The organism is Microbacterium sp. F1-18 (assembly GCF_052921305.1).
In genome coordinates this window covers 736,725-749,760 of record NZ_JBREVD010000001.1, presented here as the reverse complement: position 1 = coordinate 749,760, position 13,036 = coordinate 736,725, and the positions used below count along the sequence as shown (strand labels likewise).

Below are 13,036 nucleotides of genomic sequence, written 5' to 3'. Positions count from 1 at the left end.
GAGGCGGGGCGGGCTCAGTCGTCGATGACGACGGACTCGGCCACCGGACGGCGCGTGCGGGGCGACAGCTCGCGCTCGCGGACCGCCGCGGGGGCGGCGTCGACGTCTCCGAGGTCTCCGACGGCCATGACGGTGACGGGAACGAAAGGTGACTCGATGCCGAGCTTGTCGGCGAGACCCGCGGCATCGAATCCGGTCATCTGGTGCGTGTAGAGACCATCGGCGTGGGCCTGGACGGTGAAGTGCGCAGCGGCCTGACCGAGGTCGTAGAGCGCGGTGGGTACGGGCTTGCCGTCGTTCTCGGTCTGCGCGATGAAGACGATGAGGGCGCCTGCCGGGCCGGCCCAGGCCTGGTTGAACTCGACGAGGGTCGACACGACCTTCTCGTGGGTCTCGGTGCCGCGGCGGGCCACGACGAAACGCCAGGGCTGCGCGTTGAAGGCAGAGGGTGCCCAGCGCGCCGCTTCGAGGGCGCTGGCGAGGGCGTCCTCATCGACGGGCGAGACATCGTCATACAGACGGGTGCTCCAGCGCGCGGCGAGGATGTCGAGGACGGGGGCGTCGGTCTCGGCGACGCGCTCTTCGATGAGGGACATGGGTTCTCCCGATGATTCAGTGGACTGGCGTCGGACTCCATCGTCCCGTCACGTGCGAACCACGGCGCGCTCGCCGACATTCCCCGTCACGAGAAACCTCTTGCGCGAGCCTCCGGGCGGGGTGAACCTGTCGGCATGAGCGCATTCACCCCGGACGGGGCCTTCAGCGGGTTCAGCGTCGACGACATCGACGCGGCCCGATCGTTCTACGCCGACACTCTCGGTCTCGATGTCGAGACCAATCCCATGGGGTTTCTCGAGATCCGGCTGGCCTCGGGCGGCGGCATCCTGGTCTACGACAAGCCCGGACACACGCCCGCGAGCTTCACGATCCTGAACTTCCCGGTCGACGACATCGACGCCGCCGTCGATGAGCTGCGTGAGCGCGGCGTCGACACGAAGATCTATCCCGACGAGGTGTTCCCCTCCGACGAGCGGGGGATCGTCCGGGGCGGGGGCGGCGGTCCCGACATCGCCTGGTTCCGCGACCCCGCCGGGAACGTCATCGCCGTCCTCCAGGCCTGAGACCGGAGGACGGCGATGCGACGGCGCGGCGGCGCCGCGCCGGTTCAGCGGCGCAGGGCCTCGCCGAGCTTGACGCGGGCACCCATCCGCAGCAGCGAGTTCTCGTAGATCTTCGCGCCGACGAGGATCGCGCCGACGCAGGTCACGAGGAGGATCACCAGTGACAGCAGGGGCTCCCACCACAGCGCGTCGCCCAAGAAGAGACGCATCGGCATGCCGACGGGTGCGGAGAACGGCACGTACGACATGATCCCGAGGATCAGCGGGTTGTTCCAGGCGAAGATCACGAGGAAGTACGGCGCCATGACCAGCAGGATGAGCGGCGTCGTGGTCGCCCCGATGTCCTCCTGACGAGAGACCATCGCGGCGGCGGCGGCGAAGAGAGCGGCGAGCAGGACGAAGCCGAACAGGAAGAACACCGCGAACCACGCGATGGGCGCCCCGATGCCGGTGAGCAACGCGGTCTGATCGGTCACGGTGAGACCGATCACGGCGACCGCGGCGAGGATCAGGATCTGCCCCATCGCCAGCACCGTGTTGCCGATCACCTTCCCCGCGAGCAGCGCTCGGACGGGCACGGCCGAGATCAGCAGCTCGACGACGCGCGTCTGCTTCTCCTCGACGACCGACTGGGCGATCGTCGCACCGAAGGTCTGCGCCGAGATGAAGAAGATCGCGCCGAAGCCGATCGCGACGATGTAGCCGAGGAACCCGGCGTCGCCGGACGGGTCGAGCAGCTCGACCTTCGGCAGCTGCGCGAGCGACAGCAGGATGTTGTTCGACACCGACGTGTCGCCGATGACGACGTAGCCGGTGGGGGCCGACGAGTCAGCGACGATCGCGGCGTCGACGTCGCCGTCGCGCACCGCGCTCTCGGCGGCCGCACGGTCGGCGACATCCTTCACGTCGAGCCCGGGGGCGTTCTGGACGTAGGAGGCGGCGTCGGGGGTCACGGCGACAGGGGAGCCGCTGTCGTTCGCCGCCGAGAAGCCACCCCAGATCACGAGAGCGAGCGCTCCGAGGAAGAGGATGGCGAACGAGATGACGAACGACTTGCTGCGGAGCTTCGAGCCGATCTCGCGCTCGGCGACGAGCCAGGTGCTCTGGGCGAATGAGGGGGATGCGGCGCTCACGGGGCGACCTCCTGGATGACTTCGGTGAAGATCTGGGCGAGGGACGGATGCCGCGGCGTGAAGCTCGCGACGTCGCCGTGCTCGACGGCACGGCGCAGCACGCGCTGCGCGGTCTCGTCGGCATCGACGTCGAACAGGGCGTAGCCGCCGTCGAACTCGACGACCTCGACACCCGGCTCGGTGCGGATCCAGCCGGCGTCTCCGGTCGAGACGAGCTCGTAGCGGTGGCCCTGGTGCTCACGGCGCAGCCCGTCGCGCGTGCCGGCGGCGCGGATGGTGCCGCGGGCGATGATGACGAGGTCGTCGCAGAGGCGTTCGACCACGTCGAGCTGGTGCGACGAGAACAGCACACCGACGCCCTGCGCGGCGCGGGTCTGCAGGACATCGGCCACGACGTCGACGGCGAGGGGGTCGAGGCCCGAGAACGGCTCGTCGAGGATGAGCACCTCGGGATCGTGCACGAGGGCGGCGGCGATCTGCGCGCGCTGCTGGTTGCCGAGCGACAGCGTCTCGATGTTGTCGTTCAGGCGCTCGCCGAGTCCGAGCTCCTCGAGAAGGGCGCGAGCGCGCGTTGTGGCATCCGCCTTCGAGAAACCGTGCAGTCGTGCCAGGTAGACGATCTGCTCGAGCACCTTCATCTTGGGGTAGAGCCCGCGCTCCTCGGGCATGTACCCGAAGCGGCGGCGGTCGGCGGCGGTCACCGGTGATCCGTCGAGGGTCACCTCGCCGCGATCACGCGAGAGCACGCCGAGCATGATGCGCATCGTCGTGGTCTTGCCGGCTCCGTTGCCGCCGACGAAACCCGTCAGGCGCCCGTCGGGCACCCGGAAACCCACGTCGTCGAGCACGCGGTGCGTGCCGTAGTTCTTGGTGATGCCGCTCAGTTCGAGCATTCCGCCTCCTTAGCCGATGACTCCACGCTAGGGAGCGGCCGGGGGTGCGCGGATCCCCCGTACGGCGGATCGTGGCGGCACGGGCCCCGCCCGGCGGGGGAGCCGCGCGGGGCGACGGGGCGGGCGCCACCCTAGCGTGCTCGGTCAGCGGCGCAGGAAGGTGATGACCGGACGCCCCGTACGGGCGTCCGGGCGCACCTCGGCGGCCACGCCGTAGACGTCGGCGATGAGCTCGGCGGTCAGCACGTCGGCGGGGGTGCCGGCCGCGACGACCCGGCCCGAGTGCAGCACCATGACGGCGTCGCAGTACATCGCGGCGAGATTCAGGTCGTGGATCGCGACGATGCACGTCACCGGCAGGTCGCAGACGAGCTCGAGCAGCTCGAGCTGATGACGGATGTCGAGGTGATTGGTGGGCTCGTCGAGCAACAGCTCCCGCGGCTCCTGCGCCAGCGCGCGGGCGATCTGCGCGCGCTGGCGCTCGCCGCCCGAGAGGGTGTGCCACAGTCGGTCGGCCCGATCGGCGAGGCCGACGTGCTCGAGGGCACGGGCGATCGCGGCGTCATCGGCCGCGGGGTCGCCGCCGAACGCGGTTCGGTGGGGGATGCGGCCGAGGCGGACGACCTCGCGCACGGTGATGTCGACCTCCGTATCGGCGTGCTGCGTCACGGCGGCCACGGCACGCGCCACGTGACGCCGGCCGAGCGAGGCGAGGTCTTGATCGTCGAGGGTGACGAGACCGGCGTCGGGACGGACCAGACCGTGCAGCAGCCGTAGGAGCGAAGACTTGCCCGAGCCGTTGGGGCCGAGCAGTCCGAGGGTCTTACCCGGCTCGGGTCGCACGCTGACGCCGTCGACGACGAGGGTGCCCGAGCGCGTCCACGACAGGTCGCGTGCGGCGAGGGTCATGCGCGGTTCCTCCGGCGGGCGAGAAGGGCGATGAAGACGGGGACGCCCACGAGGGCCGTGCCGACGCCGACGGGCAGCGGAGTCGGCGAGAAGGCGACCCGTGAGCCGGCATCCACCCACACCATGAAGACCGCACCCGCGACGATCGTGGTGGGGATGAGGCGCCCGTGGCGCGACCCGACGAGCAGGCGCGCCATGTGCGGCAGGACGAGTCCGACGAAGCCGATCGCTCCGGCGACGCTCACCAGTGTGGCCGTGATCAGCGCCGTCGTGACGAGGAGGATGCCGCGCGTGCGCGCGATGTGGATCCCCAGGGAGGCCGCGACCTCGTCGCCGAAGACGAAGGCGTCGAGCGCCGAGGCGTAGCGCAGGCACAGCACCGAGCCGAGAGCCACGACGACGGCGCACAGCACGACGTCGTCCCAGCGGATGCCCTCGAGCGATCCGAGCAGCCAGAACATGACCCCGCGCGTCTCGTCGGCGTCGGCGAACGCGAAGATCACGAGCGAGGTGAGCGCGGAGAACAGCTGCGTGCTCGCGACACCGGCCAGGACGACACGGTCGTTGCCGCCCCCGGCGAGGCGCGAGAGCAGGAGGACGACCGCGAAGGCGACGAGCGCGCCGATGAACGCGCCCCCGGAGAGGCCGAGGGCAGCACCGCCGAGACCGAGCACGCCGATCGCGACGGCGCCGGTCGAGGCGCCCGAAGAGATGCCGAGGATGAACGGCTCGGCGAGAGGGTTCCGCAGAAGCGACTGCATGATGACGCCGCAGAGCCCGAGACCCGCGCCGCATGTCGCGGCGACGAGCGCGCGCGGCAGCCGCTCCTCCCAGACGATCGCGTCCTTCGCTGCCTTGACGGGGATGTCGGTCAGGCCGAGGTGGTTGGTGACGATGTCGCGGACGTTGACGAGCAGGATGTCGGCCGGGCCGAGGGTGATCGCGACGCCGACGGAGACGACGAGCAGCAGGATGCCGCCGACGAGAAGCGTCGCCGTGGCGAGGGGGCCGCGGGTGCGCGCGCTCAGAGCTCGTCCCGGTGCTCGTCCAGCCAGCGCCTGATCTTCTCGAGGCCGTCGACGAAGCGGATCGAGGGGTTCAGCTCGGCGCCGTGAAGTGCGATGTAGCGCTGACCGCGCACCGCGTCGATCGTCCGGGTCAGGGGATCGGATTCGAGGAACGCGATCTTGTCGTCGAGCCGGTCGCCGGGGAACCGGTCGCGCTGCAGGTCGCCGAGGACGAGCACCTGCGGATCGCGGTCGACGAGGTCCTCCCACGTCGTGGCGGGCCAGTCGTCGTCGAGGTCGTCGTAGACGTTGGTGAACCCGGTCGTCGAGGCGAGCAGCTCCGCCGATCCGAGCCCGCCCGCGACGTACGGGGTCTTCGTGTCGGCGAACCAGAAGGCCACGCTCGCTCCCGAGGCGTCGATGCCCGCGGTCGCCGCCTCCGCCCGCGACCGCAGATCGTCGACGAGCTTCTCGGCCCGATCGGACACATCGAAGATCCGACCCAGCTCGCTGATCTCCTGGTAGAGCGCGTCGACGGTGAGCGCGGTCGTGCGGGTGCCGCCTCCGTTGATGCTGACCCCGTTGTCGCAATCGGTCGGCGAGAGGTAGCTGCCGATCCCGGTCTCGTCGAACCGGTCGCGAGTCGCGACGCCACCCTGGCTGAAGTGGCGTCCGAACGAGGCGGTGACGAAGTCGGGGTCGGCGCCGAGAACGACCTCGTAGGTCGGAGCGTTGTCGGCCAGGCGCGGCACCGTCTCATCGGCCTCGGCCAGCGACGGCAGGATCGGATCGGTCCACGAGGCTGTGCCCGCGATCCGGTCCTCGAGGCCGAGGGAGAGCAGGATCTCGGTCGAGTTCTGATCCAGAGAGACGACGCGCTGAGGTGCGGCGTCGACGGTGATGGTGCGACCGCAGTTCTCGATGGTCAGGGGGTAGGCCGTCTCACCGTTCCCGTCCGAGGCGGCCGCGCCGGCCGGGACGACCTCCGACGCGCCGCATCCCGCGAGGACGAGAGCGGCCAGCGGAACGGCGGCGAGGCAGGCGAGGAGACGATGACGCACGAGTGACTCTTTCGTTCGGGGGATCCGCCGGTTCGGGACACGGGGGACGGCAGAAGGATAGCCTCGCCTAACCAGCGACCGCCAATCGCCGTGTTGGCGGATCGGCCGCCCGGGCGCGAAGATGCGAGGATGCCCGCACCGATCGAGCGCTACGCCCTCCTCAGCAACTGCCGCAGCGCCGCCCTCGTCTCCGACACGGGCGATCTCGACTGGCTGTGTCTTCCCCGCTACGACTCGGGCTCGATCTTCGGGGCGCTGCTCGGCGACCATTCGCACGGATGCTGGAGCCTGCGGCCGCGTGACCCGGGCGCGACCGCGACGCGGCGATACGACGGCGACACGTTCGTCCTGGTGACCCGGTGGGAGTGCGCCGACGGCGTCGCAGAGGTCCACGAGTTCATGCCGATCCTCGACGGTGTCGATGCGGTCGTCCGCCGCGTCGTCGGCATCACCGGAGAGGTCGCCTTCGTCAGCGAGGTGCGGTTGCGGTTCGACTACGCGCGGGCCGTGCCCTGGGTGCGGCAGATCGGCGCCGCGAACACCTCCGACGCCCTGCCGATGGGTGTTCTGCTCGCCGTGGCCGGCCCCGATGCGGTCACGCTCCGCGGCCCCCGACTCGTCGCCGACGACACCATGCACCGCGGCGATTTCCGGGTCACAGCCGGGCGGACGATCGACTCGGTGCTTCGGTGGGAGCCGTCGTACCGCGACGTCCCCCAGCCGTTCGACGTCGACGACGCTCGGGACCGCACACACGCGTGGTGGACGACCTGGGCGCGGCGCATCCGCGACGGCTGCCGGTGGGGCGACCGCGTGCTGCGCTCCATGCTCGTGCTGCGGGCCCTCACCCACGCCGAGACGGGCGGCATCGTGGCCGCCGCGACGACCTCGCTGCCGGAGGACTTCGGCGGCTCGCGGAACTGGGACTACCGGTACGTGTGGTTGCGTGACGCCGCCCTCACCCTCGAGGCCTACATCTCGCACGGGTACCTCGAGGCAGCCGCGCGCTGGCGCGACTGGCTGCTGCGGGCGGTGGCGGGCGATCCCGCCGACGTGCAGATCATGTACGGCATCGCCGGGGAGCGCGACCTGCCCGAGCGTGAGCTGGAGAGCCTGCCCGGCTACGCGGGATCCGCGCCGGTGCGCGTCGGCAACGGTGCGGTCGACCAGTACCAGGCCGACGTCATCGGCGAGGTGATGGTCGCCCTCGAAGCCGCGCGCCTCGCTGGTGTCACCGAGACCTCGTTCTCGTGGGCGCTGCAACGGGCGCTGCTCGATCAGGTCGTCGCCTGGCTCGATCGCCCCGACCACGGCATCTGGGAGATCCGCGGCGAGCCGCAGATGTTCACCCATTCGCGCGCGATGATCTGGGCAGCCCTCGACCGCGGCGTGCGCGCCGTGGAGGAGCACGGGCTCACCGGCGACCCCGCCACGTGGCGCACCCTGCGCGACCGCGTGCGCGCCGAGATCGACGAGCGGGGCGTGGATGCCGCCGGCGGTCACTTCACGCAGCACTTCCGCACCGACGAGGTCGACGCCTCGCTGCTGCTGCTCCCGGCGGTCGGATTCTGCGCTCCCGACGATCCGCGCATGCTCGCGACCGTCGCACGCATCGAGAGCACCCTGCTGCGCGAGGGTCTGGTGATGCGCTACGGCACCGAAGCCGGAGTCGACGGCCTCGCCGGAACCGAGCACCCCTTCCTCGCCTGCTCGTTCTGGCTCGTCGAGCAGTACGCCGCGACCGGCCGCACCGACGACGCGACGCGGCTCATGGACCGGCTGTGCGGGCTCGCGAACGACGTCGGGCTGCTTTCCGAGGAGTACGACGTCACGGTCGGGCGGCAGGCGGGCAACACGCCTCAGGCGCTTTCGCACCTCGCGCTCGTCGGTGCAGCCGATGCGCTGGCGGGCCACGGCGGCCGCGCCGCGCACCGCCGCTGACCCGAACCGGGCCGCCGACGGACGGCGCGAGATCGTTCATCGTGCGGATATGCGCGGGGCCTATGATGCCCGGGTGACGTCTCTCCCGGCATCCCCCCGCCTGACCCGTCGCCAGCGGCTGGCGGCCTTCGGACGGACCCGTCGAGGTCTCGTCACCGGTTTCGTGGCCTTCCACGCGGCTTACATCCTGGCCCTCCTGCCGCTCATCATCGCCGGCGGCACCGAAGGCGATCTGCCGCTGTATCGGCAGTGGGCGCAGGATGCCGTGCGGGGCACGTGGCCCATCATCGATTTCGAATGGGTGTACCCGGCCGGCGCGCTGCTGCCGATCGTCGCCCCCATTGCACTCGGCCCCTACCTGTATCAGCTCCTTTGGCTGCTCATGCTCGCGGGGGCCAACTGGCTTGCGCTCGCCGCGATCGCCGGCGGCCGGCTGCAACGGCGCTCCGCGTACCCGGCTGCGTGGTACTGGCTGCTCAGCATCCTGCTCCTGGCGCCCGTGTCGATGCTGCGCCTGGAGGGGGTCGCCGCGCCCCTCGCCATCGCCGGTCTGGTCTGGGTGGCGCGACGTCCCGTCGTCGCCGGAGCGCTCATCGCGTTGGCGACCTGGATCAAGGTCTGGCCCGCCGCCATCGCCGCCGCCGTCGTCGCGGTGTGCCGAAGCCGCTGGTGGGTCGCACTGGGCGGCATCGCGGCGAGCGCCGTCATCATGATCGCTGTCGTCCTCGCCGGGGGAGCCTCGAACCTCTTCAGCTTCCTGACCATCCAGGGAACCCGCGCGCCGCAGCTCGAAGCGCCCGTCGCGACCCCCTGGGTGTGGGCGACGATCTGGGAGATGCCCGGCGCACGCATCCAGCAGAACTACGAGCTCGCGACCCGTGAGGTGATCGGACACGGGGCGATGGCCGCCGGTGAGGTCGTCGGGTGGCTGATGATCGCGGCGTTCGCCGCCATCGCCCTGCTGCTGGTGCGTGCCCGGATGACGTGGGTGGCCGGCGCGCAGCGCGCCGAGCTCGCGGAGGGGCGCCTCGTGGTGCTGGGGGCTTTCGCCCTCACGGCTGCGTTGATCGTCTTCAACAAGGTCGGCTCACCGCAGTACATGCTGTGGCTCGCTCCGATCGTCGTCGTCGGCCTGCTCGTCGACCCCGATCGGTGGCGGACGCCGGCGAAGTGGATGGCGGTGACGAGCTTCCTGACGACCCTCGTCTTCCCGATCTTCTATATGCCGCTCGTCCACGCAGATCCGTTCGCGGCGAGTCTGCTCCTCGCCCGCAACGTGCTTCTGGTCGCCCTGTTCGTCTGGAGCATCCAGGCGCTCTGGCGTGTCGCGGTGCCACGCGCCGCGCGGAACATCTCGGTGCCGCTGCCGCGCCCCTCGCTCTCGCCCGTGTCCGACCCCGCCTGACGCGGCGGTCAGGCCCAGCCGTTGCGGTGCGCGAGGACCACGGCCGCCACCCGATCGCGTGCGCCGAGCTTGATGAGGATGTTCGACACGTGCGTCTTCACCGTCGCGTCGCCGATGAACAGCTCGCGGGCGATCTCGGCGTTGCTGAGCGCCCGCGCGAGGAGCCGCAGCACCTCGGCCTCGCGCTCGGTCAGGCCGTGGTCGGCGGGAGACGGCGGTGCGGCGGGCGCCTCGCGAACCGTGGACGTCGGGTCGGTCGGGCCGCCTGCGAAGCGCTCGATGACCCGGCGCGTGACTTCCGGAGCGAGGAGGGCATCGCCGGCGGCGGCCACCCGGACGGCTGCGGTGAGCTCTTCGGGCCCGGCGTTCTTCAGCAGGAACCCGCTGGCGCCGGCCTGCAGCGCCTGGAACAGGTAGTCGTCGCGGTCGAAGGTGGTCACGACGACGACCGCGCTGGAGTTGCGAGGGTCGGCGACGATGCGACGGGTCGCCTCGAGCCCGTCGAGGATCGGCATCTGGACGTCCATGAAGACGACGTCGGGCTGCAGGCGGGCGACCGTCTCGACCGCCTCGGCGCCGTCGCCCGCCTCGCCGACGACGGCGATGTCGCCGCTCGCTTCGAGGATCATGCGGAAGCCGGCCCGCATGACGGCATGGTCGTCGACGAGCACCACGGAGGTTGACTTGGCGCTGTCGTTCACGCGAGAACCCCCTCGACGCTCGGCTCCGGCGACCGTGCACCGACGGGAACCCGCGCTCGGACGAGGAACCCGCCGCGCGGCCGCGGCGCCGCCTCGAGCCAGCCGCCGGATGCGGCTGCGCGCTCGCGCATGCCCACGAGTCCGAGCCCCGGAGTCGCTCCGAACCGCACGCGGCCGTCGTTGGCGACCTCGAGCTCGATCTCGTCGCCGTCGAATCGCAGGCGGACATCGGCGCGAGCCTCCGGCCCCCCGTGGCGGCGGGCGTTCGTGAGCGCCTCCTGCGCGATGCGGTACAGGTTCACCTGAGCGACCTCGGATGCCGCGACGGGCTCTCCCACGACGCTGAACGTGGTCGGCATCCCGTTCTCCTCCGAGTACCGCACGAGCTCGGCGATCGCATCGAGGCGCAGTGTGGAGTCGTGCGGGGAAACGGCATCCGGGGTCCGCAGCGTCTCGAGCAGCTGACGCAGCTCGGTCAATGACGCCCGGGCCGACTCCTCGACGACGGTCAGCGCGCGTCGCGCCGCGTCGGGGTCGCGGTCGAGCACGGTGCGGGCGGCCCCGGCCTGGACTCCCATTGCCGAGACATGGTGCGCGACGACATCGTGCAGCTCGCGCGCGATGCGGACGCGGTCGAGCGCGACCGCCTGAGCCGCGGTGATCTCACGCTCCCGCTCGAGTTCGCGCGTGCGCTGTTCGAGCTCCTCGCGGCTGAGCGCCTCGGCGTAGGCCCGCTCGCCGAAGGCGAAGGCGCCCGCGAAGAACACGACGTTGAACAGGAACTGCAGCATCATCATCGCCGCGACGGGGGAGAAGAGCGAGAACTCCGCGGCGCTGTCGCTGCCCTGCTCGCTCGCCGCCTGGAACATCGCCGCCAGCAGCCAGAAGAACATGCCGATGATCACCACGACGCGCACGATCATGGCTCGCCGGCGGTCCACGACCCACGCGCCGACCGAGTACATCGCGATGAAGAGCGCGATACTGCCCACGTACATCTCGGGGATGTGCACCGACATGCCGACGAAGTAGACGATCGCGACCACGATCAGGGCGACTTCGGGCAGACGGCGGCGCAGCGCGAGCGGAACCGTGAGTGCGGCGCAGTAGACCAGACCCCACCCGAGGTGCGGCGAATCGTCGCCCCATACCCGCGCGACACTGCCGAGCCAGGTGCTGAGGATCGCGCTCACGAGCAGCGCAGCGGCGAGCCAGAGGTCGTTTCGCAGCTGCTCGGGAGTCGGAGCGAGACGCTCGTCGGGAACGGAGGTGGCCACGGACATGCCTTCCACGCTACGGCCCGCCCGGGATCCGCAGCATCCCCCGAGCGGGGGAGCCGGTCAGAAGATCATCGGGCGGTCGTCATCGTCGTCGCCGTCGAGGTCGAGGTCGACCACGACAGGCACGTGATCGCTCGGCGCCTCGCCCTTGCGCTGATCGCGGTGGATCGCCGCTCCTGTGACGGCGTCGGCGAAAGCCGGCGAGCCGAGGATGAAGTCGATGCGCAGCCCCTCGTTGCGGGGGAATCGCAGCTGCTTGTAGTCCCAGTAGGTGAATCCGGTGGGAACCAGCGGGCGGACCGTGTCGGCGAGCCCGGCGTCGAGCAGAGCCTGGAACGCTGTGCGCTCGGCCGGAGAAACGTGGGTCGTGACGCCCTCGACGAGGGTCGGGTCGCCGACATCCTCGGGCGTCGGGCAGATGTTGAAGTCGCCGGTGAGGGCCAGGGGCAGACCCGGCGAGGCGGCGAGCGTGTCGCGGGTGTACTGCTCGAGCGCCTGCAGCCAGTGGAGCTTGTAGACGTAGTGCGGGTCGTCGAGCGACCGGCCGTTCGGGACGTACAGGCTCCAGACGCGGACGCCGCCGACCGTCGCGGCGATGGCCCGCGCCTCCAGCGGCGCGTCGGGGCCTTCGTGGCCCTTCAGGAAGCCCGGCATGCCGGGGAACCCGATCTGCACGTCGGTCATCGGCTCACGGCTGGCGATCGCGACACCGTTCCACTGGTTCAGGCCGTGGAGCTCGACGTGGTAGCCGGCCGCCTCGAACTGCTCCATCGGGAACTGCTCGGGCTTGCACTTGATCTCCTGCATCGCCAGGACGTCGATGTCTTCGTTCACGGCGAAGCCGACGATGCGGTCGACGCGAGCGCGGATCGAGTTCACGTTCCAGGTGGCAAGACGCATGCCTCCAGCCTATTCGGCACCCCGGACCTCACCCGCCCGGTGCCCCGTGCCCTGTGCCCTGTGCCCTGTGCCGCGATGCAAGGGATCGTGTTCGACACCCCGGCGGGGAGGCTCTCGCTGCGGCGCGTCCCGCACGATCCCTTGCATCCCGGCATCCCGCATCCGGGGGATACCGTCGGGGCATGGCTACACGACTGCTGCTCATCGCCGACACGCACGTCCCCGGACGGGCGCGGATGCTGCCGGATGCGGTGCTCGCGGCGGCCGACGCAGCCGACCTGATCGTGCACGCGGGCGATTGGGTCGCGGCATCCGTGCTCGACGAGCTCGAACGGCACGGCGAGGTGCTCGGCGTGTGGGGCAACAACGACGGCGCCGACCTGCGTTCCCGGCTGCCCGAGGTGGCTCGGCGCACGATCGAAGGGGTGCGGTTCGCGGTCGTGCACGAGACCGGCGCCGCCACGGGTCGCGAGCGACGGATGGATGCCGCCTACCCCGATGACGACGTGCTCGTCTTCGGTCACAGCCACATCCCGTGGGACACGACGACCCCGCGCGGACTGCGGCTGCTCAACCCGGGCTCACCGACCGACCGGCGCCGCCAGCCGCACAAGACCTTGATCACGCTCACGGTCGACGCGGGCGAGCTGCGCGACGTCGACCTCGTCGTGGTCTGAGCTGCGGG

13 protein-coding genes are annotated in these 13,036 nt (G+C 70.8%); 4 read left to right on the top strand and 9 right to left on the bottom strand.

The window, feature by feature from the left end; all coding sequences use genetic code 11:
* Positions 1–14 precede the first annotated feature (14 nt).
* Positions 15–596, bottom strand: coding sequence for a nitroreductase family protein (locus ACU6RU_RS03485; RefSeq protein ID WP_446725905.1), 582 nt, complete (start codon positions 594–596; stop codon positions 15–17).
* A gap of 135 nt (positions 597–731) precedes the next feature.
* On the opposite strand from ACU6RU_RS03485, the gene ACU6RU_RS03480 reads away from it, so the two are divergent.
* Entirely contained in the window at positions 732–1,121 is a 390-nt protein-coding gene (locus tag ACU6RU_RS03480; RefSeq protein WP_120263642.1) for a VOC family protein, read from the top strand.
* 44 nt (positions 1,122–1,165) lie between these two features.
* Here the strand turns inward: ACU6RU_RS03480 and ACU6RU_RS03475 are convergent, their stop codons facing one another.
* From ACU6RU_RS03475 to ACU6RU_RS03455, 5 genes are all read right to left on the bottom strand, one after another.
* Positions 1,166–2,254 carry an ABC transporter permease gene (locus ACU6RU_RS03475; protein WP_120263641.1) on the bottom strand — a complete coding sequence of 363 codons (1,089 nt, stop codon included), beginning with the start codon at positions 2,252–2,254 and terminating at the stop codon, positions 1,166–1,168.
* Entirely contained in the window at positions 2,251–3,147 is an 897-nt protein-coding gene (locus ACU6RU_RS03470; protein WP_120263640.1) for an ABC transporter ATP-binding protein, read from the bottom strand. Before ACU6RU_RS03470 ends, ACU6RU_RS03475 begins: the two co-directional genes overlap by 4 nt.
* A 144-nt stretch (positions 3,148–3,291) precedes the next feature.
* Positions 3,292–4,056: an ABC transporter ATP-binding protein gene (locus ACU6RU_RS03465; RefSeq protein WP_446725904.1), complete on the bottom strand. Its 765-nt coding sequence runs from the start codon at positions 4,054–4,056 to the stop codon at positions 3,292–3,294.
* The gene (locus ACU6RU_RS03460) at positions 4,053–5,024 is read right to left on the bottom strand and encodes a FecCD family ABC transporter permease (RefSeq protein ID WP_183045374.1); all 972 of its coding nucleotides are present in this window, start codon (positions 5,022–5,024) and stop codon (positions 4,053–4,055) included. Before ACU6RU_RS03460 ends, ACU6RU_RS03465 begins: the two co-directional genes overlap by 4 nt.
* 56 nt (positions 5,025–5,080) lie before the next feature.
* Complete coding sequence (locus ACU6RU_RS03455; RefSeq protein WP_220700904.1) at positions 5,081–6,124, bottom strand: ABC transporter substrate-binding protein; 1,044 nt, start codon at positions 6,122–6,124, stop codon at positions 5,081–5,083.
* Between the two features lie 129 nt (positions 6,125–6,253).
* Here ACU6RU_RS03455 and ACU6RU_RS03450 point away from each other — a divergent pair, with 129 nt between their 5' ends.
* A complete protein-coding gene (locus ACU6RU_RS03450; protein ID WP_446725903.1) occupies positions 6,254–8,065 on the top strand; it encodes a glycoside hydrolase family 15 protein in 1,812 nt (603 codons plus the stop codon).
* Between the two features lie 73 nt (positions 8,066–8,138).
* Positions 8,139–9,470 (top strand): hypothetical protein, encoded by a 1,332-nt coding sequence (locus ACU6RU_RS03445; protein WP_446725902.1) that lies wholly within the window; start codon positions 8,139–8,141, stop codon positions 9,468–9,470.
* Positions 9,471–9,478: 8 nt separating this feature from the next.
* Here the strand turns inward: ACU6RU_RS03445 and ACU6RU_RS03440 are convergent, their stop codons facing one another.
* From ACU6RU_RS03440 to ACU6RU_RS03430, 3 genes are read right to left on the bottom strand one after another with little or no spacing between them, the layout of a single operon-like run.
* A complete protein-coding gene (locus tag ACU6RU_RS03440; protein ID WP_120264432.1) occupies positions 9,479–10,117 on the bottom strand; it encodes a response regulator in 639 nt (212 codons plus the stop codon).
* 50 nt (positions 10,118–10,167) lie between these two features.
* Positions 10,168–11,454: a sensor histidine kinase gene (locus ACU6RU_RS03435; RefSeq protein WP_120263637.1), complete on the bottom strand. Its 1,287-nt coding sequence runs from the start codon at positions 11,452–11,454 to the stop codon at positions 10,168–10,170.
* Between the two features lie 57 nt (positions 11,455–11,511).
* Positions 11,512–12,351 (bottom strand): exodeoxyribonuclease III, encoded by an 840-nt coding sequence (locus tag ACU6RU_RS03430; RefSeq protein WP_446725901.1) that lies wholly within the window; start codon positions 12,349–12,351, stop codon positions 11,512–11,514.
* Between the two features lie 182 nt (positions 12,352–12,533).
* Between ACU6RU_RS03430 and ACU6RU_RS03425 the strand changes: the two genes are divergently transcribed.
* Positions 12,534–13,028, top strand: a complete 495-nt coding sequence (locus tag ACU6RU_RS03425) for a metallophosphoesterase family protein (RefSeq protein WP_120263635.1) — start codon at positions 12,534–12,536, stop codon at positions 13,026–13,028.
* Positions 13,029–13,036 lie beyond the last annotated feature (8 nt).

Coding starts and splice junctions, on each gene's coding strand:
- ACU6RU_RS03485 (WP_446725905.1), bottom strand. CDS start 596: ATGTCCCTCATCGAAGAGCGCGTCGCCGAGACCGACGCCCCCGTCCTC.
- ACU6RU_RS03480 (WP_120263642.1), top strand. CDS start 732: ATGAGCGCATTCACCCCGGACGGGGCCTTCAGCGGGTTCAGCGTCGAC.
- ACU6RU_RS03470 (WP_120263640.1), bottom strand. CDS start 3,147: ATGCTCGAACTGAGCGGCATCACCAAGAACTACGGCACGCACCGCGTG.
- ACU6RU_RS03465 (WP_446725904.1), bottom strand. CDS start 4,056: ATGACCCTCGCCGCACGCGACCTGTCGTGGACGCGCTCGGGCACCCTC.
- ACU6RU_RS03450 (WP_446725903.1), top strand. CDS start 6,254: ATGCCCGCACCGATCGAGCGCTACGCCCTCCTCAGCAACTGCCGCAGC.
- ACU6RU_RS03440 (WP_120264432.1), bottom strand. CDS start 10,117: ATGCGGGCCGGCTTCCGCATGATCCTCGAAGCGAGCGGCGACATCGCC.
- ACU6RU_RS03435 (WP_120263637.1), bottom strand. CDS start 11,454: ATGTCCGTGGCCACCTCCGTTCCCGACGAGCGTCTCGCTCCGACTCCC.
- ACU6RU_RS03430 (WP_446725901.1), bottom strand. CDS start 12,351: ATGCGTCTTGCCACCTGGAACGTGAACTCGATCCGCGCTCGCGTCGAC.
- ACU6RU_RS03425 (WP_120263635.1), top strand. CDS start 12,534: ATGGCTACACGACTGCTGCTCATCGCCGACACGCACGTCCCCGGACGG.